The 22,457-nt window shown below is 44.1% G+C and carries 26 protein-coding genes and 3 pseudogenes; 22 read left to right on the top strand and 7 right to left on the bottom strand.

The window, feature by feature from the left end:
* The 3 genes from UF75_RS15775 to UF75_RS15765 form a co-directional block, all read right to left on the bottom strand.
* On the bottom strand, positions 1–257 hold a 257-nt coding region (locus tag UF75_RS15775; protein ID WP_045575547.1), incomplete at its 3' end, for a 4Fe-4S binding protein.
* Between the two features lie 18 nt (positions 258–275).
* Positions 276–872 (bottom strand): hypothetical protein, encoded by a 597-nt coding sequence (locus UF75_RS15770; RefSeq protein ID WP_045575546.1) that lies wholly within the window; start codon positions 870–872, stop codon positions 276–278.
* Between the two features lie 241 nt (positions 873–1,113).
* The gene (locus UF75_RS15765; RefSeq protein WP_197079430.1) at positions 1,114–1,362 is read right to left on the bottom strand and encodes a hypothetical protein; all 249 of its coding nucleotides are present in this window, start codon (positions 1,360–1,362) and stop codon (positions 1,114–1,116) included.
* Positions 1,363–1,425: 63 nt separating this feature from the next.
* Here UF75_RS15765 and UF75_RS28360 point away from each other — a divergent pair, with 63 nt between their 5' ends.
* The 20 genes and pseudogenes from UF75_RS28360 to UF75_RS31055 all read left to right on the top strand — a co-directional run.
* Positions 1,426–1,575, top strand: a complete 150-nt coding sequence (locus UF75_RS28360; protein WP_156146478.1) for a hypothetical protein — start codon at positions 1,426–1,428, stop codon at positions 1,573–1,575.
* Between the two features lie 53 nt (positions 1,576–1,628).
* Positions 1,629–2,084: an FtsX-like permease family protein gene (locus tag UF75_RS15760; protein ID WP_045575544.1), complete on the top strand. Its 456-nt coding sequence runs from the start codon at positions 1,629–1,631 to the stop codon at positions 2,082–2,084.
* 159 nt (positions 2,085–2,243) lie between these two features.
* Complete coding sequence (locus UF75_RS15755; RefSeq protein ID WP_045575543.1) at positions 2,244–3,203, top strand: hypothetical protein; 960 nt, start codon at positions 2,244–2,246, stop codon at positions 3,201–3,203.
* Positions 3,204–3,760: 557 nt separating this feature from the next.
* Complete coding sequence (locus UF75_RS15750) at positions 3,761–4,207, top strand: hypothetical protein (RefSeq protein WP_045575542.1); 447 nt, start codon at positions 3,761–3,763, stop codon at positions 4,205–4,207.
* 526 nt (positions 4,208–4,733) lie between these two features.
* On the top strand, positions 4,734–5,240 hold the full coding sequence (locus UF75_RS15745) for a hypothetical protein (RefSeq protein WP_045575541.1): 507 nt from the start codon (positions 4,734–4,736) through the stop codon (positions 5,238–5,240).
* 21 nt (positions 5,241–5,261) lie between these two features.
* Positions 5,262–6,014 (top strand): cytochrome c biogenesis protein CcdA, encoded by a 753-nt coding sequence (locus UF75_RS15740; protein ID WP_045575540.1) that lies wholly within the window; start codon positions 5,262–5,264, stop codon positions 6,012–6,014.
* Positions 6,015–6,187: 173 nt separating this feature from the next.
* Positions 6,188–7,177 carry a hypothetical protein gene (locus UF75_RS15735; RefSeq protein ID WP_045575539.1) on the top strand — a complete coding sequence of 330 codons (990 nt, stop codon included), beginning with the start codon at positions 6,188–6,190 and terminating at the stop codon, positions 7,175–7,177.
* Between the two features lie 148 nt (positions 7,178–7,325).
* A complete protein-coding gene (locus tag UF75_RS15730; RefSeq protein ID WP_045575538.1) occupies positions 7,326–7,790 on the top strand; it encodes a cytochrome c maturation protein CcmE in 465 nt (154 codons plus the stop codon).
* A 30-nt stretch (positions 7,791–7,820) separates the two neighbouring features.
* The gene (locus UF75_RS15725) at positions 7,821–9,839 is read left to right on the top strand and encodes a cytochrome c-type biogenesis CcmF C-terminal domain-containing protein (RefSeq protein WP_045575537.1); all 2,019 of its coding nucleotides are present in this window, start codon (positions 7,821–7,823) and stop codon (positions 9,837–9,839) included.
* On the top strand, positions 9,836–10,312 hold the full coding sequence (locus tag UF75_RS15720) for a cytochrome c-type biogenesis protein CcmH (RefSeq protein ID WP_045575536.1): 477 nt from the start codon (positions 9,836–9,838) through the stop codon (positions 10,310–10,312). Before UF75_RS15725 ends, UF75_RS15720 begins: the two co-directional genes overlap by 4 nt.
* A gap of 45 nt (positions 10,313–10,357) precedes the next feature.
* The gene (locus UF75_RS15715) at positions 10,358–10,630 is read left to right on the top strand and encodes a hypothetical protein (protein WP_045575535.1); all 273 of its coding nucleotides are present in this window, start codon (positions 10,358–10,360) and stop codon (positions 10,628–10,630) included.
* A gap of 55 nt (positions 10,631–10,685) precedes the next feature.
* On the top strand, positions 10,686–11,390 hold the full coding sequence (gene ccmA / locus UF75_RS15710; protein WP_045575534.1) for a heme ABC exporter ATP-binding protein CcmA: 705 nt from the start codon (positions 10,686–10,688) through the stop codon (positions 11,388–11,390).
* Complete coding sequence (locus UF75_RS15705) at positions 11,387–12,061, top strand: heme exporter protein CcmB (protein WP_045575533.1); 675 nt, start codon at positions 11,387–11,389, stop codon at positions 12,059–12,061. Before ccmA ends, UF75_RS15705 begins: the two co-directional genes overlap by 4 nt.
* Before the next feature lie 3 nt (positions 12,062–12,064).
* Positions 12,065–12,757 (top strand): cytochrome c biogenesis protein CcsA, encoded by a 693-nt coding sequence (gene ccsA, locus UF75_RS15700; protein ID WP_045575532.1) that lies wholly within the window; start codon positions 12,065–12,067, stop codon positions 12,755–12,757.
* 31 nt (positions 12,758–12,788) lie between these two features.
* The gene (locus tag UF75_RS27255) at positions 12,789–12,935 is read left to right on the top strand and encodes a CcmD family protein (protein ID WP_082075179.1); all 147 of its coding nucleotides are present in this window, start codon (positions 12,789–12,791) and stop codon (positions 12,933–12,935) included.
* Between the two features lie 70 nt (positions 12,936–13,005).
* Positions 13,006–13,638 (top strand): Fe-S-containing protein, encoded by a 633-nt coding sequence (locus UF75_RS15695; RefSeq protein ID WP_045575531.1) that lies wholly within the window; start codon positions 13,006–13,008, stop codon positions 13,636–13,638.
* A 359-nt stretch (positions 13,639–13,997) separates the two neighbouring features.
* Positions 13,998–14,516, top strand: coding sequence for a hypothetical protein (locus tag UF75_RS30170; protein WP_242860261.1), 519 nt, complete (start codon positions 13,998–14,000; stop codon positions 14,514–14,516).
* Positions 14,517–14,519: 3 nt separating this feature from the next.
* Positions 14,520–14,855: a hypothetical protein gene (locus tag UF75_RS30165; protein ID WP_242860260.1), complete on the top strand. Its 336-nt coding sequence runs from the start codon at positions 14,520–14,522 to the stop codon at positions 14,853–14,855.
* Between the two features lie 24 nt (positions 14,856–14,879).
* Positions 14,880–15,050, top strand: a complete 171-nt coding sequence (locus UF75_RS30160; protein ID WP_242860259.1) for a hypothetical protein — start codon at positions 14,880–14,882, stop codon at positions 15,048–15,050.
* A 494-nt stretch (positions 15,051–15,544) separates the two neighbouring features.
* Positions 15,545–15,755 (top strand): annotated as a pseudogene (locus UF75_RS31055) (menaquinol oxidoreductase); the annotation flags it as partial.
* Here the strand turns inward: UF75_RS31055 and UF75_RS27245 are convergent.
* Together UF75_RS27245 and UF75_RS15675 are read right to left on the bottom strand one after the other, a co-directional pair.
* A pseudogene (locus UF75_RS27245) lies at positions 15,755–16,245 on the bottom strand (histidine kinase dimerization/phospho-acceptor domain-containing protein); the annotation flags it as partial. The pseudogenes UF75_RS31055 and UF75_RS27245 overlap by 1 nt on opposite strands.
* Position 16,246: 1 nt before the next feature.
* Positions 16,247–16,940 (bottom strand): annotated as a pseudogene (locus UF75_RS15675) (response regulator transcription factor).
* A gap of 164 nt (positions 16,941–17,104) precedes the next feature.
* Between UF75_RS15675 and UF75_RS15670 the strand changes: the two are divergent.
* Both UF75_RS15670 and UF75_RS15660 read left to right on the top strand, forming a co-directional pair.
* Complete coding sequence (locus UF75_RS15670; protein ID WP_052693326.1) at positions 17,105–17,578, top strand: tetratricopeptide repeat protein; 474 nt, start codon at positions 17,105–17,107, stop codon at positions 17,576–17,578.
* A gap of 116 nt (positions 17,579–17,694) precedes the next feature.
* Positions 17,695–18,813 (top strand): cytochrome c biogenesis protein CcdA, encoded by a 1,119-nt coding sequence (locus UF75_RS15660; protein ID WP_348983063.1) that lies wholly within the window; start codon positions 17,695–17,697, stop codon positions 18,811–18,813.
* A 273-nt stretch (positions 18,814–19,086) separates the two neighbouring features.
* Here UF75_RS15660 and UF75_RS15655 read toward each other — a convergent pair whose 3' ends face one another.
* Both UF75_RS15655 and UF75_RS28355 read right to left on the bottom strand, forming a co-directional pair.
* Positions 19,087–22,194 carry a molybdopterin-dependent oxidoreductase gene (locus UF75_RS15655; protein ID WP_045575527.1) on the bottom strand — a complete coding sequence of 1,036 codons (3,108 nt, stop codon included), beginning with the start codon at positions 22,192–22,194 and terminating at the stop codon, positions 19,087–19,089.
* Position 22,195: 1 nt separating this feature from the next.
* Entirely contained in the window at positions 22,196–22,411 is a 216-nt protein-coding gene (locus tag UF75_RS28355) for a hypothetical protein (RefSeq protein WP_156146477.1), read from the bottom strand.
* Positions 22,412–22,457 lie beyond the last annotated feature (46 nt).

Below are 22,457 nucleotides of genomic sequence, written 5' to 3'. Positions count from 1 at the left end.
GCAAAGGGGCAAATTCCACACCAAAACCGACCGAGCAGAAAAAAGAAAAAAGGGATGAGTGGCCACCAAAGAACCCAAGTGGCGGCAGTTCCGAAGTTATCATGGGCAACAGAGGGTCCTGCTAGCGTTTCAACCATGATGACTGCAAAAACTAAAACAGTGATCCATTGAAATATTCGAGGGAATAGTGAACTTTTAAGAAAACGTTTGAGCCAAGGGTAATCAAGGAAGTTTATCGGTTGCTTTTTAGTAGACATTCTAAAGCCTCTACTTTCTTAGTTTTTCTTTCGTTTCAACATGGCTGCAAGTAGTCCAACAATCACAACTGCACCAGCGACACTGCCAATAAGAACGAAATTCGGTCCGGATTTACCGACAGTTATAGGAAAATTAACGGTGCTTTCACCCAAAGGGGAAGAAATCGTGATCGCTTGGTTCCACTGCCCAGGTTGGTTGAAAGTCATACCCTCCATCATGTATGTGCCTGGGTCCATAGCCATTGAACCCATTGAAGACTGTTCCTGCATGGCCGTCCCACCTTGTTTATCCATACCGGAAGACATATTCATGCCCCCCATGTTACCGCTATTGTTACCAGCAGAACTGCTATTGCTCATCGTTGACTGCATCATTATGACTTTGGCACCAGTCACGGGTTGTCCAGTAGCCTTGTTTTTAATAATCATTGTCATGGTTCCAGCTTGGTTAGCCATAAGGTTTTCTGGATTGGTTTGCATAATCACGTGATAAGGGCCGGCGTCTTGTTCTAGCTTTCCAGATGCAGCTAGTGTATTACTGGCAAACAAGAGAGTTAAGATTAATAGAGATAGGGAAAGAAGGATTTTCTTCATTGGTCTTCTTAGGTAATTCATTAGGCACACTCCTCTAATCATATTGTTGAATAGTCATATATGCAAAAGTGATGCCAAGTTATGCTTTGCTTTCAATTAGATGTGATAGCTTTAGGCTTAGAGTTTACCCTGATCAGTATCTAATGAAATTTTTGATTACCATTAAAAAGATTGCGAAGGCGCTTTTGGAGTGATTTCAAGAAATTAAGAGTTTACGTTGTGTGGGATAAAACGCAGAGTAGTGTGTCTTATTCCACACGAGCTAGGGGTGTTGTCGCCATTGGAAAAAATGTTGTAACCAATCATTAAAAGTCTGTTCAACAGCTAGGACAAAATCAAGCGTCAATAACATGCTGGGATTTATGGGCAGATAAATTTTTTTAGTGATATTCCTCTTCTTAAATCTTCGTTTTACAACTTTGCTTCCTTTGATGCGCTGTTGCTGTTTTTCCATGTCCTTAGTGTAGCTTTCGGATACGATAAACTCATGAAAAAGTTGTGAATTTCTCATGAAGAAGGGACCCTGATTGACGGTGATGCTGAACACAGGCTGAAATCCCAGTACTCAAGAAAAATGCTATCATGCATGGTGATCCATCCTTGGTGGGAACTCAAAGGTGAAGTCCCTCAAAAGGATAGTGTCGTTATAGGACAGGAAGTTGCTAAGAAGTTCAGTCTTTCCATCAATCAACCTCTTATACTTAACGGTGGAAAAAAACACTAGAGGTCAAAGTTGCAGGGGTTGTCCAAACAGGTGGAGATGAAGATAACCGAATTATGGATGATCTTGCTACAACCCAAACTTTTTTAGGTACGGCTGGGAAGGTTTCGCGAGTTGATTTAAGTGTGTTGAGTACAAAGACGTCGGTTGAGAATAAAGGAGCAGAATTAGAAAAAAAGGTGCCTGGTTCACGGGCAAAAGTGATTCAACAGGTTGCACATGCCGAGGAACGACTTCTGGAGAAAATACAGGCTTTAATGTTTTTTATAACTATTGGAGTGTTAATTGTTTCCTTATTAAGTATAGCGGGAACAATGACAACTGCTGTTATTCAACGGCGTAAGGAAATTGGCATCGTGAAAGCAATTGGTGCTTCGAATAAGGAAATAGCCAAGCTATTTTTGACCGAAGCGACGGTCTTTGGCGTGATTGGTGGGACTTTGCTTGTTTTCTCAATGGGGCCGCATCAACAGGGTACTAAACAACCAATACTCTTTGAACAAAAGAAGTAACTCTTAAAGGTAGCTTACCGCCCCTACAAGTAAATTCATGAGAAATTCACAACTCATTCACAGCATAATCGAATTGGTTGAGTATAATTGGAGACAAGAAGACAGTGGCTGATAGTAAAAAAAAGTGTGAAGTGAGTGGTTTAAATTAAAGGAGGCAAAATGATGAAAAAGACAAAATGGATAGTAGGACTCTCAATTGCTAGCGTGATGGCGCTTTCAGGCACGGCGTTTGCCCTGAACTCTGGGTCAGTTGTCGCCCAATCAGTCGGACGAACTCTCGGTTTAGCACCAACCGTTGCTACAACTCAATTCCAAGGAACTTCCGCAGACACTAACGGAAACAAAGCAATTAATGCTAGTTATCTTGTGACAAGTCAAGCAACAAACACAACACCGTCTTCTTCTAACAATAATTCTATTTCAGGATCCAATGGATTCGCCGGAGGGTATGGTATGATGGGTGGCTTCGGTGCAAATGGAAGCAGTGGAGGCTACGGCATGATGGGTGGCTTCGGTGCAAATGGAAGCAGTGGAGGGTACGGTATGATGGGTGGCTTCGGTGCAAATGGAAACGGTGGAGGGTATGGCATGATGGGTGGGGGTTATAATGCCCAAAGCTTAGGTGTCAACCTCACCAACGGTGAAGTCGCTACATCGGATCAAGCCGTAGCGATTGCTAAAGCTTATACACAAAAACTGAACCAGGACGTTGTTGTAGCGGAACTTCATGAATTTTCCAATGGGTACGAAGTTGAGCTCAAAGATGGGAAGACGGGAGCAAAAGCCTATGAAGTTATGGTTTACAAGAATGGCGGACAAATCATCGCTGAGATGGGTCCGAATATTATGTGGAACACTAAATACGGATATATGAATTGGGACAGCACTGGGGCTCTCACAGTCAGTGAAGAACAGGCCGCGACGAGCGCGCAAGACTTTGTAACCAAAATGGGACAAGGATACTCGATCGGAAAACCGGAACTAGCGCCAGGTTACTATGAGTTCATGGTTCAGAAAGACGGCAAGGATTACGCAGAGCTTGATGTGAATGGATACACGGGTCAGGTTTGGTTCGAAAACTGGCAAGGACCGATTCTTAATACGATTGATTCAAAGTAAAAGGGAAATAGCCAAGGAAGCAAGAAAAGGGCAGGGGCTCCTCAGGGAGAAACTGCCCTTCGCATTTGTAGGCTAGGGAGACCCGGCGATCACCATATCCTTACATGTCCTTTAGAGAGTTATAGGAAAGTACATGATCGAGCATGCGAATAGGAACACGTGATGTAATCATCCAACTATCCGAAACTTCTAATGTTCGTGTCGAAGAGAAAAAACCGGCTTCAGTAGAGAGTGTCTCAAGCACCTCAGATCTCAAAAACGCCTAGCACTCCTTCACAGAAGGTGGCGAACGTCAGACCTAAACAGGTTTCGGCTCCTCAGGTGTCAAGGGGTAAGAATATTGCTACACGCTTTATTAGAATGTGAAGAGAAGCTTTTGACACACCTATAATTAAGAAGAAGGGACCTTGATTCTCAATCAAGGTCCCTTCTTCATGAGAAATTCACAACTTTTTCATGAGATGATCGTATCCCAGGGTTACACTAAGGACATGGAAGATCTGCGAAGCAAACGAAGCAAAACAGTAGAATGAAGATTAAATTAGGGGGAATATACAATGAAAAAATTTAGTAAAAAAATCACGGCAATCGTAGGAACCGCAACATTAGCAGTTGGGCTTATGGCTTTACCAGCTTTAGCTGGAACAACCCAGCTACAAGGCAACGGATGGGTCGGTCAAATGCAAGGTTTCATGCAGCAAACGTTTTCACCAGGGCAACAGCAAACGTTGATGAATTCGACGGCCATGCAAAATCTCCATAATTCAGCGGGGATGCAGAACGCCGTGCAAACAGGGGATGTTAAGGCGATGCAAGATCTCATGAATTCAGACCCGAATGTTAAGGCCCAAGTGGGGCAAGATAACCTTGATAAAATGAACCAATTCATGAGCCAATCCGGGGGAAACATGATGACCAACGGAAGTGGAGCTACCAGTCCTGGAAGTGCGATGATGAATGGGAGTGGGACAGCAAAGTTGGGAAGTAATATGATGAATTTCTAAGATCAGTAATTACTGGATCTGCGATGGTCAGGCACTGCCTTAGTTAAGGATACTTGCAAAGGCCGTCGATGAGGCTGGTTACAGGGTCATAAATAATTAGTAAGTAAGTTTGTTTATGCTTAGGAGAGCACTACTCACTTGAGGGGTCCAGGCATTGTGTAACTGGAAGTGGGTCAATTGTAAGTTGATTGAAATATTCAGCACAAGAGTTTTAATGCGAAATGAATTAAATAGTCAATTATAGTGCTGAGGGTAATCCTCAGCACTTTTTGTGGGACGCTACTGCGCATTACCTGTCCAATAGACATGGCACCTTCTCAGATTCATAAATGACCTCTGAATTATCTTTGTAGACCGACAAATTATGAAGAATATCTCCTTTATTCCTAAGAAATTCACAAGAAATTCACAACTAATTCACAACATAGTCGAATTGTGTAAGTATTATTAGAGCTAGTCAGACAAGGTTGTTAGTGAGAAATGTCTTGGGTGTAGGAAATTTGCTATTTGCAAAGGGGAGAGACGATTGAAGGTAAGAGTACTTGCAGCTGCATTAATTATTATTTTAGGGGCTGGTGTTTGGTGGGGCCTCCAAACGGTTGAAGCTACGCAAAATCAAGCGCAGCAAGCTACTAATACGACCAGTATTAACAACTCCGGCTCTTCCAGCCCATTGGTCGCTGGCCCGGGGATGGCACCGCAACTTGATAACCAAGGAGGGGTTTATGTTACCGTTACCTGGGAAAAAGAAGGTTCCAATTCCTCTATGCAGAAATTTGCGGTATCGATGAACAATCATATGACCAATCTGGACGATTTCGATTTTACTGAGAATACTGAACTAAAGATTAGTGGTACCACTGTACCAGCTGTCGTTAAAGTTTTAAACAAAAGCGGAGAAGGTCATCACGTTTCGGCTGAAATAGGAGTACAAAGTACAGATTTAAGCAAACTGAAACCCGGCAGCCAGGTTACACTTGTAATTAAGAATTTAGTCAGCGTTCCGATGCGTAACTTCAAGTGGGCTTACTAAAACCGAGAGTAGGGTGATTTATTGACTACGTCGCTATTAGCAATTGCTTTTGCTGCTGGAATTCTATCTTTTCTCTCGCCCTGCATCATTCCTATGTTAGGAGTCTATTTTTCTCTGATTACAGGGCTGACTTCCGATCAACTTAAAGAGACGGCTATGGATGCTCTCCTACGCCGCCGAGTACTGAAGAATACCCTAGCCTTTATCGGCGGATTTGCTCTGGTGTTTACTGCTGCCGGAGCCGCTGCAGGAGAACTCGGGGCAATTCTCAGCAAATGGCAGTTCGTGCTTAATATTTTGGGTGGTACAGTTGTCCTTATCTTATCGCTTAAGCTTTTGGGCGTTTTTGATCTGTCGTTTCTTGCTAAATTACACTGGGAACCAGCCTTCTACGAAAAGTTGAGGAATAAGGCCAAACACAGTACTTGGTCATCCTTTGTCGTCGGCTTATTGTTCGCCGTTGCTTGTTCCCATTGCATTGGCCCAACTCTTTACTCTATTCTAGCTTTAGCAGGCACCACCCAAAATCCGTTCAGCGGAATGCTTGTTATGTTTATTTTTTCCGCAGGGCTGGCTATTCCTTATATGATCGCAGGGATGTCATTTAATTGGGTTATTAAGAGTTTGCAGAGGGTACGTCGCTGGCAAATTGTTGTCGAACGGCTAGCCGGTCTCCTAATGCTTTATATCTCTTATGTGATTTACGCTGACAAGTTGACTCAACTGACGGGTTACTTGGCTAAGTTCCTGCCTCGTTTGCCTCTGGGCATGTAAACGCTTTTATCTTTTATCGTGATGCTACATTATAAAACATTTCTTTTGGACCGAGAGATAGGGTAGCCCCCTATCTCTCATGCCTCTATTTAAGCCACATCTATCGGATTGAGGTTCTAATCTGGGGCATTAAAGGAATGGACAACTTCACTACACAAGGGAGAGATTAACAAGTGAAGACAAAGGCAAAGTTACTTTTAATTATGGTTTTGCTTCTCCTAAGCCTAAGTATAAACTACATTAGCCCCAATGTTGCGTGGGCAGAGAGTGGTAGTCTAAAAGCCACAAACTTTCAAGTGGATGTCAAACCAGAATATGATGACCCAAGAACGTTAGTAATCTATCAGGGAGACTTTATCAATCCGGGGACAGAAACTATTAAGAAAGACACCCTTATTTCCTTTATTATCCCTAAGGGAGCGGAAATAGGTATGGCCTGCGAAATTACTGCCCAGGGAGGCCATGACTGCCAGCCGTATACCACTCAGGATCTAGGGGATAACAAAGTAAAGCTCAGTTGGAAAATCACCAAAGATATCGCCCCCAACCAGAAATATCCGGCCTATTTGGAATTTTATTATGATAATGGTTCGGCTGCTCCTAACAAAACATTTAACTACATATTTTTTCCGACGGATGATTTGGATAACTTGGATTTAAACATTGTAGCCCCGAAAAACGCTAGTAATTTTGTCACGACTCCAGCTGCAAGTATGACTGGGAAAGATTCTAATGGATTGGATCTATTTTCCTTTAACTATAAAAATCAAACGCCTAAAGATAATGTGGCTGTTAAAGTCGACTATACCAAGTCGGATAATAAACCAAGCTTCGACAAGCCACAAATCGGTGACAATAACCCTATAAGCTCATCGACGGGATGGAATAGTCAGCTTAGTAAGCCGGAGTTCCTTATCCCTATCTTGTTGTTTGTTGCCATCTTAACCGGTATTCTGATTTTTGGCCTCAATAGGAATAAGCGGCCTGCACGGGGGGCTTATAAAGGGCCTGAATCCAAGAAAAAAGGACCAACATCTAAAAAGCCAGGAGGGGAGCAAGCTGGAACTCAGGAAAAAAGGAAACTTCGTCAAATGTTGCTAGATGGCAAGATTGATGTGGACACTTATAAACAGCTTTTGTCCGAAATTAAAGAAGATAATTGAACATACAAGTAGACCACCATGCCACATAAATGGGGGATCATAAGAGGATGAAAATGCTCACAGAGATATGCAGAACCCGTAAAGGGACATGCACTCGAACCACGAATATCGAACCTCGAACCTCGATTTACACTGGAGGCGTGATTAAATGAGACAAAAGAACCTTAAAGTAACTGCTGGCATTCTCATAATAGTGGCCGCTGTTTTCTACCTGATAGTTGCCGGGTTTAGCACCGCTAATGCAGCTTATTACCTAAAGGTAGGTGAAGCTATCAACGGTAGTGTTGATCCTGGTAAGTATTACCGTATTGAAGGAAAAATCGATGTCACTACGGCAACCTTTGACGGGAAAAGTAACCCGGTCGTGCTTAAGTTTCAGATCTATGATGAAAACTCTCCCGACAAGAGATTGACAGTAATTTATAACGATGTCAAACCCGATAATTTTCAAGAGGCAACCGGGGCCGTAGTGGAAGGAAAGTTCAATCAGGATGGCACTTTTCATGTCGATAATCTTAACCTCAAGTGCCCTTCTAAATACGAGCAGGCAGACCAAGCCCAGCAGGAGGGTGCGGTTACTAAGTTTTTGAGATCTCTAGGTCTAAAGCGGTAGCAAAATCGAGAATCGGAGTGATGTATGCTAATGGCTGAAGTAGGCTATTTTTCAATAGTTTTAGCTCTGGTTTTAAGTTTATATGGAATTATCGCGTTCCTAATGGCTATTCGTACAAAGAATCAAGCTTTATTGGGGAGCGCTAAAGGAGCAATTTTAGCAGTAGCTTTCCTCAGCACTGTTGCTAGCTTAATCCTAATCTTCTTTCTCATGAGTGGAGATTACAGCATCAAATATGTTTATGAATACACAAGTCGTGATTTACCGGGCTTCTATCGATTTTCTGCTTGGTGGGCGGGCAATTCCGGTTCCTTGTTGCTTTGGCTGTTCCTACTATCCTGGTATACGGTAGTTGTTGCCTATTCGCGTAAAGGTAAGCTTATGGCGCCCTATGCCAGCGGAATTTTACTCTTTAACTCAGCCTTTTTTCTCTTTGTTCTAGCGTTTTTGACGAATCCATTTGAGCGGGTAAGTGGCTGGTACCCAGGAGCTATAGTAAGTGCTGGGGCGGGTATGAATCCGATGTTGCAAAACCCAGGTATGGTGTTTCATCCGGTCACTACTTACCTAGGCTACGTTGGGTTTGCTATACCCTTCGCTTACGGGATGACAGCACTGATTACCAAAAATGCCGGAGATGAGTGGATTAGGATTACGCGTCGTTGGACGATCGTGGCTTGGCTGTTTTTAAGTTTAGGTAATCTCTTTGGAGCTCAGTGGGCTTATATGGAGTTAGGCTGGGGTGGTTACTGGGGTTGGGATCCAGTGGAAAACGCTTCCTTGCTACCATGGTTAACTGGTACCGCTTTTCTCCATTCCGTCATGATCCAGGAGCGTAAAGACATGCTGAAGGTATGGAACGTAGTGTTGGTTACCATCACTTATGTGCTCACACTATTTGGTACCTTCTTGGTGCGTAGTGGCATACTAACGTCTGTTCATGCTTTTGGCAGTAACGAACTAGGGCGGTATTTCCTAGTGTTTACCGTCTTCATGTTGGCTGTTGGCATAATCTTGATTGTTACACGGAGTGCCTTCCTTACCCAGGGTCGCTCGTTCGAGGCCTTCCTCTCTAAGGAAAGCAGTTTTTTATTGAATAACTTAGTTCTAGTTGGCTTAGCTTTCGCAGTCTTCTTAGGTACGATTTTCCCGATAATTTCTGAAGCCGTCCAGGGAGTAAAAGTCTCTGTGGGAGCGCCTTTCTTTAATATAGTCAGTGCCCCTTTAGGATTAGCTTTGTTTATCCTGATGGGAATCTGCCCGTTAATTGCCTGGCGTAAGGCTACTTCTAAAAGCTTGCTCGACAATTTCCTGGTGCCTATAGTTCTTACAGCAGTAGCTATACTGGACATATTCCTGCTAGGGATTAGAAAACCCTATGCTTTAGCTGGTTATGGGATAGCAGTATTTTGTATTTCTACAATACTACGGGAGATTATCCAGGGAACGTGGGTGCGGCAGAGAATAACCGGGGAGTCTTTCCTTAAGGCTCTATTTATTTTATTGATACGTAACCGTCGGCGTCACGGGGGGTATATCATTCACTTGGGTATGGTGCTAATGTTGATCGCAATTACTGGTTCTCACACCTACAATCTTGATTTGACCAAAACTGTTAAGATCGGGGAAACTTTCGAAATAGGTTCCTACATATTAAATTACAGCCATTTATCTCAAAGAGATCTGGGTAATTCACGTCAGGCTGTTTATGCCTCGTTAAGTGTCTATGATCGGCATAGCGGTCGCCTGCTCGGCGTAGTGGAACCACAGAAAGTATTTTATCCCACTTCGGATCAACCCTCCACTGAGGTTGGACTACGCACGACTTTAAAAGAAGATCTGTACACCGTTTTGGCGGATTGGCAAAAAGATGGGAGCGCGACATTCAAGATTTTTGTCAATCCTTTGGTTGCCTGGCTTTGGATTGGTGGCTATGTTCTGATCTTCGGTACGATCTTTGCCCTTTGGCCCGTACGCGGTAGTCAATCCGGGGCTCACTACCTTCGAAGGCAGGATGTCATTGAGGATGAGGTGGAGGGCGTAGTATGAAGAGATTGGGGTTAGTTCCAGTTATCATTGTCTTGTTCGCTTTGTTGTTTTCCCCTATAACTGCCCATGGCAGCGAGACTTGGGAAACACGCCCTATACCTTTGGATGTGGAAAGTGGGGTAATATGTGTCCTTGATGGCTGTATGATGAATCTGGCAGCCTGCGAAACGTTAGCTGCCCAAAAATTAAGGGGCATTATCCGAGAAAAGATGTTCAAAGAGGGTTTGGATAAGGAACAAACTTATGCTTATCTAGCAGAGGTATATGGAGATAAAGTGTTGGCTGCACCGCCAAAAAGGGGTTTCAATTGGGTTGCTTGGCTTGGACCGATTGTGGTAACTATTGGTGGAGGCGCATTTATTTACCTGGGCTTAGAAAAATGGGTAGGTTCATCCCTGCGGGAAGAAGAAGTTGCCCCGCTTGATCCGGAGGATGCCCATCGTTTGGACGAAGAGTTAAAGAAGTATTTATAAGGTGGTAAACCCTACTATTTAAAGGGTGTTTGGAGGTGAAAACCTTTGTATGCAGTTTTATTACTCGTGTTGTTGGTGCTGGTATCCTTGGCTTTGATAGGCTATCCCATCTGGAAAGGTCATGGAGATGAAGGGGAGCAAGCAGACTGGTTGAGTCCAACGATGGCATCGGAAAAAGACATAATTATGGGTGCCTTAAGTGAAATCGAATTTGATTATCATATGAAAAAAACTTTCGGAGGAAGATTACCGATCTTTAAAAAACAAGTATGCAAAGGTGGCCCTGGCTATCTTAGATACAGAGGATACCGATCCTGAGGGGGACAGGTAAAACTAAATTAAGGCAAATCGTGTAAATCGGGGGATGAGACGTTTGATTATAACCCGGGGCCTAATAAAAACAATTGGTAGTAAAAAGATTTTAAAGGGAGTTGATCTGGAAATCGCCCCCGGGGAATTCGTTACTTGTTTTGGGCCTAACGGCGCTGGTAAAAGTACGACCTTGAAAATTCTGGCTATGCTCAGTAAACCTTCTGGTGGGCAGGTACTGATTGACGGTCAGGACATAAGGGAGAACGGATCAACTCTCCGACGTAAAATAGGAATGATATCTCATAATTCGTTTCTCTATGATAATTTAACGGCACGAGAAAACTTGGAGTTTTACGGCAGAATGTATGAAGTGCCAGACTTAAAGCGACGAATTGCCCGCCTATTAGATGAAGTGGGATTGTCGTTTGCAACCGGTGAACCAGTACATAGTTTCTCTCGAGGTATGCAGCAGAGACTCTCTATTGCGCGCGCGCTAGTCCACAATCCTCCCATTCTTTTGATGGACGAACCCTACACTGGACTGGATGAAATGGCTAAAGGGGTTTTAAATGCAATTTTGAGTCAGTTAGCCCAGAGTAAACACACAGTTTTTCTGATTACCCATGACTTTGACCAGGGTTTGGAACAAAGTGACCAGGCTTTGATTCTAGTGGGTGGTCGTATCGCCTACACCTGCAATCCCCGTAGAGTAAAGCGAGAAGAGTTTAGACGTCACTATTTGGAGCTTATAGGAGGAGTCAAATGAGCTTCATTAGAAAAGTGAGAAGTTTACTTTGGAAAGAAATTAGAAGTGAGCTTCAGGGTAAGGAAATGCTGAGCACGATGATAGTATTCTCCCTGTTGGTGGTGGTCGTTTTCGGATTTGCTATCGATCTAAACAAAGATTTAATGGGCGGGGTCTTGCCGGGTATCATTTGGATTACGATGACTTTTGCTGGAATACTCTGCCTTAACCGGTCGTTCACTGCGGAACAACAGAATGACTGTCTGTATGGATTGATGCTCTGTCCCCTGGACCGTAGTGCTATTTACGTGGCTAAAACGATAATGAACCTCTTGCTCATGGTTATTGTAGAAGGTGTAACAATTCCTCTATTTTTCATTATCTTCAATTACCCCGGACCACAGCAGGTGGGATTGTTTGTAATTGTCCTTCTGCTTGGCACTTATTGTTTTATGGCTGTTGGCACCTTTTTAGCGGCCTTGTCTTCAGCAACGAAAACCGGAGAGATTCTTATGCCAATTTTGTTGATTCCGTTGATTATTCCGGTATTGCTTAGCGCTGTAATTGTGACCAAAGGTAGTTTTGGTCTAGTAGTAAGCGGAGCCGATCTTTATCTTAAGATTCTGGTTGTCTACGGGGTTGTCTTTACCGTTTTACCTATGCTTCTCTTCGATTATTTACTGGAGGTGTAGTCTATGACTGAAAACACGCGCACTAGTCTAATAGAAAAGGTTTTGGCGTGGTCAACTTTTCTTACTGTGTTTGTTGCGCTTTATTTAGCACTAGTTTATGCGCCCACAGAAAAAACGATGGGTGATGTTCAACGAATCTTTTATTTTCACGTCGCTTCGGCTTGGGTCGGAATGATGGCCTTTTTGGTTGTTTTTGTTGCCAGTATCGCTTACCTACTTACCAGGCAGGCGAACTGGGATATCTATGCCTATACGTCTGCGGAAATCGGTGTATTTTTTACAACCATCGTTTTAATTACCGGCCCGATCTGGGCTAAACCCATCTGGAATACTTGGTGGACGTGGGATCCACGTCTGACCACCACTTTGATCCTGTGGTTTTTGTATCTAGCCTATGGCAAGATTCGTTTGGCCATTGGCGAGGAAGAAAAGAAAGCACGTTTAGCTGCAGTGTTTGGCATCTTGGCCTTTGCGGTCGTGCCAGTCGACTTTTTTGCAATTCGTTGGTGGAGGACTATGCACCCCGGTGCTCTGGTCACTTCGAATGGAATTGCGTTAGCCCCTGACATGATGCTGGCTTTCTTTGCCAGCCTGTTCGCTTTTACCTTATTGTACTGTTATCTTATGATGCGTAGTGTCCGTATTGAAAGGATCAAAGCCGAGATTCGTTTGTTAAAAGAGGGAATGTTCAACTGACGAATGAAGAATCTGGAACGGAGGTGCAATTATGGATAAGTTGTTTTATTTATTTCTCGCCTATTCTATAATTTGGGTTTTAATCTTCGGGTACATTTTGCGTCTTGGCAAAAAACAAGCCAAGCTCCAGAAAGAGCTTGAACTTTTTAAAGAAGTAATTAACAGCAAATCTTCATAAGCTTCCCCGGATAGTTCGACGGTCTTAAAGAAAGACTCTCCGTTATATTGAGAGGAAGGAGGGAATCAGCATGGCAGATCTGGAAGGGAAGCGGGCGCGTCTAGAGGCTCTAGAATTACAAAGTAAAAAACGGCGGAAATTGGTCTTAATTAGTCTTTGTACATTGTTGGTGGTGGGGGTAGTAGCTGTTGTTCTCTCGACCAAGGAGGTAATTCCCGGGTTCGATAACAAATATTCAATAGGAAAAAGTATTAACTATACAAATAAAAACATTGAAATGACTGAGGTAAAAGCAGAGATTAGTAACGGTCAAGTTAAATTATCTCTCGACGACTTGGAGAAAAACAAAATTATTTACGCCATGTATGATCCCAATTTTGATATAGGTAATAGCCAGAAAGGGTTACCGGTAATGGCTTATTTAAGCCCTGCGGGCCGGGTGATGGTGGCCAGTAGTTTTTGTGAACCATGCTATTCCCGCAAATTCCACATCGAAGGGGATGTTTTGGTTTGTAATGTTTGCTGGACCCGTTGGAGTCTCGCCGACTTAACGGGGTTGGGTGGCGGATGCACTAAGTATCCTCCTCAAGAGTTGAATTATTCAGTGGATGAGAATAACGGCAAAATCATTCTTAATGAAGACGATCTTAAAGACTGGAAGCCGCGAGATTATGACGCTTCAACGACTGCTAATATGAACTAACTCAGTGAACTTTTGCTGATAGTTTAAACTACTTAAAACAAACGGAAAGAATCATATAGCCAGTAGGGCTGTGACTGCGTAGACCGAAGAATTGGAATTAATAAGGGAAATGGGGTTGCTAAAACGTGGATAAAAAGATTCAAAGTCTGCCATAAGCTATGGGATACGACAGTCGTTGAGCAAATTCAGCAGGTCACAGTTGCTACACAGCAAAATTACGTTTCTTATTGCATAATCGCATTTAATTCATGAGAAATTCACAACTCATTCACAGCATAATCGAATTGATTCGATATACTTTGAGACATGAAGACAGGGTTGCCATGAAACTAATCTAAGGTGAAATTAAAGGAGGAAATATGATGAAAAGGACAAAATGGATTGTAGGGCTCTCAATAGCAAGCGTGATGGCGCTTTCAGGCACGGCATTCGCCTTAAACTCTGGGTCGGTTGTTGCCCAAGCAGTCGGACAAACTCTCGGTTTAGCACCGACCGTTGCAACAACTCAAAATCAAGGAACTGTCGCTGATCCCAACGGAAGTAGTACGGTTAATGCTAGTTCTCCTGCGACAAATCAATCAACCGTGCAGAGTACTCAGTTAGTAACTTCACAATCTACAAACACAACTCCGTCATCTCCTAACAATAATTCGAATGGCGCAACGACTCCATGGTCCAATGGTTTCGCTGGAGGGTATGGTATGATGGGTGGCTTTAGTGCGAATGGATACGGTGGAGGCTACAGCATGATGGGCGGCCAGGGTGCGAATGGATACCGTGGAGGCTACGGTATGATGGGTGGCCAGGGTGTGAATGGATACGGTGGAGGCTACGGCATGATGGGCGGCTTCGGTGCGAATGGATACGACGGAGGTTAAGGTATGATGGGTGGGGGTTATAATGCCCAAAGTTTGGGTGTTAACCTCACTAATGGTGAAGCCGCCACATCGGATCAAGCCGTAGCTGTTGCTAAAGCTTATACAAAAAAACTGAACCAGGACGTTGTTGTAGCCGAAATTCATGAATTTTCCAATGGGTATGAAGTAGAGCTCAAAGAGGGAAAGACGGGGGCTAAAGCTTATGAAGTCATGGTTTACAAGAATGGTGGACAAATCATAGCTGAGATGGGTCCGAATATTATGTGGAACACGAAATACGGACACATGAATTGGGGCAACACTGAGGCTGTCACGGTCAGTGAAGAACAGGCCACATAGAGCGCTCAAGAGTTCGTAACCAAAATGGGCCAAGGATATTCGATCGGGAAACCGGAACTGGCTCCAGGGTACTATGAATTCATGGTTCAGAAAGACGGCAAGGATTACGTAGAACTTGATGTGAATGGATATACGGGTCAGGTGTGGTTCGAAAACTGGCAAGGACCGATTCTTAACACTATTGAGGTTCAGTAACAGGGAATTAAGCATGCAAGCCAAAAAGGGCAGTGACTCCTCAGGGAGAAACTGCCCTTTGGCATTTTTGGAAAGTATATATTGCATATGAAAAGAAGCGAAGCAGCATCACTATTTAACGCACATCATGTTTTCCAGAGCTACTTGAGCTACCTGAGTTATCTTGCATGGGGGAGCATTGGCTTTGGCTTGAACCTGATTCGTGGGAACTATTGGAGGGCATACCTTCACCCGTCATCGGAGCTCACTTTGTTCCCACGGAGTGGAAAGCCATGTTTGCCGGATTAGACTAGGTCGAACTTTCTTGGTGCCGCGAGCCCGTCTATCAGACGGACCACAACGACCCGGTGCATTGCAGATTGTTGCTCCCTCGGGAAGCACGCAGGGCAGAATGACCCTTATTGGTTGTTGCACCAGCCTTAAATAAACCAGTCTAAGGAGTAGTAAGGTTTGGTCGACTTTTTCTTTCCTGCGCTTTCATCATGACCTGGAGTCATCCCAGCCCTCATTCCATGATGTTTTGGGATATGATCGTCTTGTTTGGATATCTCGTGCTCAACCTCGTCATTGTGGACGACTCTTGGCGCTGAGAGCAAAGGAAGCCCGACACCATAGTGGGTGAAACCCATCATTTACCTTTCCATCCCTTGGGCGGTCAGTATTCATACGGTTACAGCGTTCTTATACGCTGGTCTTCCGGGCAGGATGCCGATACCCGTGTTTTTGATCCCGATTTCCACAGAATCCGGTGTTTGCATAAGCGTGATGGTGACTCGACCGCCAACATCGGAGTACCGATAGGCATTGTGAACAAGATTGTAAAAGAGCCGGGTCAAAAGGCGCCCGTCATCGGCAGGCAGGACGTTGTCTTGGAAGGCTTCGATATAGCTTTTTATAGAGGTTAAAGGAGTACGCAGTTCATGGGCGATATGAACTTCCCGCTCAGATCTGTCAGCGTGACGACCGTACCGATCGGGAGGGAATGGCTAATGTCATCCAGAGACGTGGAATCCCATGTGCCCTTGCTTTGATAAATAGCACTTACACGAGAGGGTAGCTGTTCCAAGGTTGCCTCGTTCGTCTTGGTTAAATAATCACTAAACTGTTGATGGAAGACTAAATTTACTGCAAGCATGCTGAGCGTTAAAGTTATCAGCGAGATGATTAGTGTAGAGAGAAAGAGTTTTTTGCGCATTTTATTCCCCCGTACTTGGATTAAACTTGTAGCCGATCCCGTAAACCGTCAGAATGAGTTGAGGATCGCTAGGGGTAGTTTCTATCTTTTGGCGAATCTTCTTAATATGAGCATCAATCACACGGTCATCTCCGTCAAAGTCATGTCCCTGAACAATTTCAACCAGCTGCCCCCGTGAGTACACTCGACCAGGGTGTTTCGCCAGGGCTCCAAGGATCTTAAATTCAGTTGGGGTTAAAGAGATCTCTTGATCATGAAGCCGAATTTCATGCTGTATGTTATCAATGGTTAGGCCGTTGTCATAGGAGACTACGTCCGCCAGCGGTGCAGTTTCGTTATTTGTGCGGCGTAGAACGGCCCGGACGCGGGCAACCACTTCGCGGGGGCTAAAGGGTTTTGTAATGTAATCGTCGGCACCAATACTCAATCCATTGATGCGATCCTCCTCTTCAACTTTAGCGGTGAGCATGATGATGGGGACGGAGGATATCTTGCGGATCTCACTACAAATTTCTGTTCCGGACATGCCGGGGAGCATTAGATCAAGGATCACGAGGTCAAAAGGGTTTTCTTTAAACATGGTTAGGGCAACAAGGCCGTTAATGGCCGTGCTGACCTGAAACCCCTCTTGTTGAAGGTAGGCCTTAAGCACGGTTGTAATCATTTTTTTCATCATCAACGAGTAAAATTCTCATGACGAGCAAACTCCTTTCAAAGACGTATTTAGCACATTATATAAGGGAAAGACAGCCTTCGGCAATCTGGTTAGGGGTAAATATAGCGATTTTTTAAGCTTGAGGGGAATTCATAGGATTTTCATAGGAAATTCACAATAGTAGAGTACACTTATTGATGATCCTTGAATCGTTTTAATGATAGTTCACTACAACAGGAATTAGGCAATGCCTATTATGATTTAGGGACAGTGGCACGGACAGTCGCGCCGAATGAAGCGCGAGAAGATTATCTCCAAGCTATTAAATACTATCAAAGCGTCCTGAATACTAAGAAGGATATCAATGTATTAACAGATATGTCCACAGCCGCTATTTATACTGGTCAAAATGATGTGGCTGAAAAGGGCTTCAAAGAGGCCTTAACAGAGAATCCGGATTTTCAACAAGCATTGTTTAATTACGGGGTTTTCCTTTCGGAAATTAAGAAAGACTACTCTTCGGCTATTGGTGTGTGGCAGACTGCATTGGACAAAGACCCAAATGGCCCTAATGCAGAACGGCTAAAACAGATTATTCCCCAAGCTAAGGATATGCCTGCTGCGCAACAAAAAAACAATAACCCTGTTGCGGGCACATCGAGTCATAAGACACCGTAATTCATCCTTCATGTCCGATTGGTGTGAGCAACCATCCTAGGTGGACAGACATTAAGAACAGAGATATTATTTACGGTAGGGAGCAGGAAAAAGGAACAATTCGCTAGGGGTGAACTATGAAGACAAGAGTTAAAGCGCTGATTTCAGTACTGGTGGGTGTCTTGGCAATTATGGCTTTGGTCATACCGAGATTCACTGGTCCAACCGAATTTCATGTAACCAATCAGCCACAAGTTGCTTTCGAAAAAGCGAAGGAATCGGGTAAACCCACTTTTTTAGAGTTTTACGCAAAGTGGTGACCCAGCTGTAAGAGCATGGAGCCCGTGGTGCTGGCTCTAGAGAAAAAATATAGTGCGAATGTTAACTTTATTGTAGCGGATATTGATGATCCGGAAGGACAAGTTCTCGCCAAACAATTTAATATATACTATATCCCAGCTTTTTTCGTTTTCGATCAGCAAGGGCAAATTACATACAACGATACTGGACCTCAAAGTAAAGCCACTTTGGAAAATGCAATAAATTTGGGAAATCGAAACAATAGCTGGTATGAATCATTTTTTAAAGAAACCATCCCAAATGCTTTATCCTCAGGTGGGGTATCTATCCTGATTCTAGTTTTCTTAGGGGGCGTAATAACTAGCCTAAGTCCCTGTATCTTGTCAATGTTACCCGTTATGTTGGGCTACATCGGTGGTTTGGAAAAGCCAACAAAGACTAAAGGTTTCATCACTTCGGCATTTTTTGTACTAGGCTTAGCCGTTACATTTGCCATATTGGGTATAGTCGCGTCTTTGTTAGGTAAAGCCTTTGGCCAGATTGGGCCAGCATGGCCATATATTATCGGACTTTTTGCTATTCTAATGGGCTTACAATTAATAGGCGTTTTTAACTTTGAGTTACCTGGTTTGAAGGCTATGCCCGAGAAACGAGGGGGAGTGCTGGGATCGTTCGGAGTGGGTTTATTATTTGGGCTGGTTGCTTCACCCTGTGCAACTCCGGTTTTAGCGGTTTTGATGACGTATGTGGCTGGGCAAGGGGTACTATGGTATGGCGCTTTGTTGCTCTTTATATACGGTCTGGGCCATGGGTTACCGCTGATTATTGCAGGCACATTTACAGCCGTGCTAAAGAGTTTACCCCGCTTATCGAAGTGGAGTCAGTATATTACCTATATAAGTGGTGGGGTACTCATAATTTTGGGGTTATACTTCTTTGTGCGTACGGGTTGGTAAGACGTTTTGGAAACGTAAAATAAGGGGCTGTAACAAAACGGAAATCTCAAGTTTTGTTGCGCCCTCTTTTGTTTCCAATAAGCGAATTTGATCAAATATATGAAAGTGCTTCTAAAGGATCTAACTCAACGGCTCGTCTACTCGAAAGTGCAGAGAAAATACCTATTAAGACAGAGGTGCTTATAGTAGCCAAGGGCATCAAGGGGTGAACCTGAAAAATCCCTCAAAGCTTATCTCAACCGATTTAACCAAGAAGATTATACTGGTCTCTTGTTAAGCCTTGACTATTTCCACTCTGGTATCCAATTCACTGGCTCCGCCGCCAATAAGATCGGACAAACAAGCGTTTTTTAACGTAACATCTACCAATTGAACGGCATTTGCAGCAAAACCGGTACCTCTTCCTGCAGCAAAACCGGTATCATTATATCCTGCCACCCATTTGGTATGGCCGTAGGGCTGAACAACTTCGGTCTTATTACCGTCAATCTGTACCGAGGACGCGCCATAGGCGAAGTGGCCGTAATTATAGCTGCATCCTACTACGCCAGGTTTAATGCCGTTGGTTACCAGCGCCTTCCCCTCCGCTTTAAAGTCTTGAGTTATAATTTTGATGGGATCTCCGGAACTAATACCACGTTTCCTGGCATCAACCGGATTAATCCAAACGTAATTTTCCGCCTCAATTTCCCGCAGCCACGCATCGCTGATATTGCGGTGTTGTCCGATATGTCTTGCTTTCCAGTTAATAAAGATAAGGGGATAATCTCCCTTCTCCACCTTTTTCCCGTTATAATAAGTGATTTCTTCAATCCTAGGCAGGCCGTCCAAAGGTTGGCCCGTAAATGAATGTTTCCCTTTGGCCACTTTTTCGGCGTAAAAATTAACCTCAGAAGCTAATTTATACTTGAGGTACGGACCGTCATATTCATTACCTTGTTTTTCAAATCTGCCTCCTCTGTTAAGAACATAGACAACTCTACGCCACTCTTCCGGTTTAACCGCTCTTTTCCAAGACTCAAGATCAAAGAACTTACCTAAAGCTTTTTTTCTTGCCCTTTCAAAGATTGACAGTTCTTTGTCATCCGCTTCCGGTACGGGCTCTTTCCCATCATAAGCAATGTTGGCCGCCAGCTTCAGATAAAAGTCCTCAGCTCGATCCAGCGCGCTCCCGTCCGGATAGGCTCCGGCCCCAACCCCAGGTAGTTTTAACTCCTTGGCCATGTCAATAACGAAGTCTTCCAGCTGCCAGGCTTCAGGATAAACCCGGGTTACCGGCTGTTGAATATGGGTTTCTTTGAGGGGGAAATTAGGATAGATAACTTCAAATCCCCAGCGTTCCAGGTAAGTTAAATCAGGCAAAATATAATCGGCATAAGTAGCTGTTTCACTGATTACCAGATCAGATACTACCAAAAGGGGAATAGCTTTCTGGTCTTTTAAAATTTCCTTATGGGTCATCCCAACAGGCACCGACAATAAGGGAGAAATCCGGTGAATGAACAGGGCCTTGACGGGATAAGGATAACCTTCAGCAGCGCTTGGTAAGGCCTCCTGAATGTTATTACCGGAATATTGAAACCAGGGACGCTTGGCCGGATAGCCATCCCGCTCAAAGAGAGTAGTCTTTTCATAGACAACCTTATTGCGTATCTGCGGTATGCCCCAGGCCTTATATCCTTTCGGCACTTTCAACAGATCATACCTGCCCTCGAAAGGATTAAACTTGGCTCCGGTGCTCATACTGCCCCCTTTCCAGTCATAGTTGCCAATCAAGTGGTTAAGGCAGTTAATAGCCCGCACATTATAGAAACCATTAGTATGCATTGCCGGGCCTCGGTAGGAGGTAATAGCCGCTTTTTTTCCATGGGAAGTGAACTCCCTAGCCAAGTCGATAATCTGCTGCGGATCGATCTCACAAATCTTGGCATATTCGTCAATGGTGTATTCCATAACCCGTTCTTTAAATAAGGTAAACACCGACTTAACATGGATGCCGTTAATAACCGTATCCACTTCCAATTGTCCTTCTGTAGCCTGGTCATAAGGTACAGGTTTGCCGTTTTGGATTATCACAAATTGTTTTTCCGTTCCAATACCGGAATCACTGGCCCTGAGTTTGGGCTTCCCTTTAGTAGACAAATTGACCAAATAAGTTGCATCTGACCAAGTCGGTTCTCCGTCAGCTTTTGCTGCCTCTTGGTTGGGATTGGTCAAATACTTGAAGTCATAACGCTCGTTTTCTATAATCCAGCGGGCCATTCCCAGTGCTAAGGCCGCATCGGTTCCCGGTTTAATCGGTACCCAGATGTGCGCCTTTTCAGCAATCCGGTTCAATCTTGGGTCCACTACAGCCAACTTCATTCCTCTTTTGAGAGCATTCATAAGTTTGGGCGCAAGCCATGAAGGTCCCTTATTGGCCACCAGCGGGTCGGTTCCCCAGACAATGACAAACTCAGCATTATCCACATCTGCGTACATGCGTTTTTTCGGTTTTTCTGAATTAAATGACTGTACATTCCCGATTACACCGCTGGCACCACAAATACCGCCATAATCAAGGCCGTTAATGCTGCCAATGGTCTGGCTCCAGAACCTGTCTTTGAAAAAATCCCGCCGGTCCCCAAAAAAGCCTACAATTTGGTTAGCCTTGGGCCCCAAATCCGGGTGTTTAGTATCGATAAGCACATCTTTATATTTCGCATCAAATTTCTCTTGGGACAGTTCCCCTTTTTTCACCTTTTCCCAATCAGTCATAACCTCCTCTTCGGGAACAAAGGCCCAGATGTTTTTTAACCCTGGAGTTCCCAGATCCGGGCTACCATAAACAATTTCCTTTAGCGCTTGTTCCCAGCTAATACTTTGCCATTGCCCACTTCCCCTGGGACCAACCCTTTTCAGTGGCTTCTGCACTCTCAAAGCATCATAAGCAGTTTGGATACCAGCCTGGCCTTTGAGACAGGTCCGTCCGCCCCGGAAGCCTCGTCCTTCCTTGGCCACATCGCCACGACCTTTGGCAGCCTTGTCCACAGGAGTCTGGTAAGGAATCTGACCAAAAGGTTGCATATTTAGCGGACTATACGGGTTGCCTGCTAACTTTCCAATATAAGAAGTAGGACCGTTTCCTTTAGCAGGGGATATAACAGCTTTTAAAGTACAATAGCTATTACACTGTGAACAGGTTGTATAGATAACATCCTCAGCGCCGTAATCCAGGGCCTCTTTTCCCGTTCCATGCGGATCATCTAAGAACCAGGATTCAATCGCTGACTGCTCAGACCCTAAGGCTACAGGAGCTATTAAACCTATCCCCGCCAAGACAGCGCTGGTTTTAAGAAAACTTCTTCTGCTGATTTTAACCGGCTTCTTCTGTTGATCCATATTATTTTTCCTCCCTAATGTCTTTTATAGTATCAATCGGCAATGCTTTAATTGCCACCGTATATAAAAACAGACCGAAAGCCACTATTCCTAAACTACTAAGCCATTCAACCAGAGTGGGATAATAATAGCCCCAGGGCAATCCCTGTAACACGGGTACAATTAAAGGAGGTACCACAATGTTAAACCGTACTCCCAAAATACCTATTATTACCAAAAAATGCAGCTAAGGTTATAGCAAGTCATTGATTCCTTTAGCTTGC

Source organism: Desulfosporosinus sp. I2 (genome assembly GCF_000960765.1).
In the GTDB taxonomy this organism is placed as follows: Bacteria; Bacillota; Desulfitobacteriia; order Desulfitobacteriales; family Desulfitobacteriaceae; genus Desulfosporosinus.
This window is presented reverse-complemented; position numbering and strand designations above follow the sequence as displayed.

Coding starts and splice junctions, on each gene's coding strand:
- UF75_RS15770 (WP_045575546.1), bottom strand. CDS start 872: ATGAATTACCTAAGAAGACCAATGAAGAAAATCCTTCTTTCCCTATCT.
- UF75_RS15765 (WP_197079430.1), bottom strand. CDS start 1,362: ATGAGAAATTCACAACTTTTTCATGAGTTTATCGTATCCGAAAGCTAC.
- UF75_RS28360 (WP_156146478.1), top strand. CDS start 1,426: ATGCTATCATGCATGGTGATCCATCCTTGGTGGGAACTCAAAGGTGAA.
- UF75_RS15760 (WP_045575544.1), top strand. CDS start 1,629: ATGGATGATCTTGCTACAACCCAAACTTTTTTAGGTACGGCTGGGAAG.
- UF75_RS15755 (WP_045575543.1), top strand. CDS start 2,244: ATGATGAAAAAGACAAAATGGATAGTAGGACTCTCAATTGCTAGCGTG.
- UF75_RS15750 (WP_045575542.1), top strand. CDS start 3,761: ATGAAAAAATTTAGTAAAAAAATCACGGCAATCGTAGGAACCGCAACA.
- UF75_RS15730 (WP_045575538.1), top strand. CDS start 7,326: ATGAGACAAAAGAACCTTAAAGTAACTGCTGGCATTCTCATAATAGTG.
- UF75_RS15725 (WP_045575537.1), top strand. CDS start 7,821: ATGGCTGAAGTAGGCTATTTTTCAATAGTTTTAGCTCTGGTTTTAAGT.
- UF75_RS15720 (WP_045575536.1), top strand. CDS start 9,836: ATGAAGAGATTGGGGTTAGTTCCAGTTATCATTGTCTTGTTCGCTTTG.
- UF75_RS15705 (WP_045575533.1), top strand. CDS start 11,387: ATGAGCTTCATTAGAAAAGTGAGAAGTTTACTTTGGAAAGAAATTAGA.
- ccsA (WP_045575532.1), top strand. CDS start 12,065: ATGACTGAAAACACGCGCACTAGTCTAATAGAAAAGGTTTTGGCGTGG.
- UF75_RS27255 (WP_082075179.1), top strand. CDS start 12,789: ATGGATAAGTTGTTTTATTTATTTCTCGCCTATTCTATAATTTGGGTT.
- UF75_RS15695 (WP_045575531.1), top strand. CDS start 13,006: ATGGCAGATCTGGAAGGGAAGCGGGCGCGTCTAGAGGCTCTAGAATTA.
- UF75_RS30170 (WP_242860261.1), top strand. CDS start 13,998: ATGATGAAAAGGACAAAATGGATTGTAGGGCTCTCAATAGCAAGCGTG.
- UF75_RS30165 (WP_242860260.1), top strand. CDS start 14,520: ATGATGGGTGGGGGTTATAATGCCCAAAGTTTGGGTGTTAACCTCACT.
- UF75_RS30160 (WP_242860259.1), top strand. CDS start 14,880: ATGGGCCAAGGATATTCGATCGGGAAACCGGAACTGGCTCCAGGGTAC.
- UF75_RS15655 (WP_045575527.1), bottom strand. CDS start 22,194: ATGGATCAACAGAAGAAGCCGGTTAAAATCAGCAGAAGAAGTTTTCTT.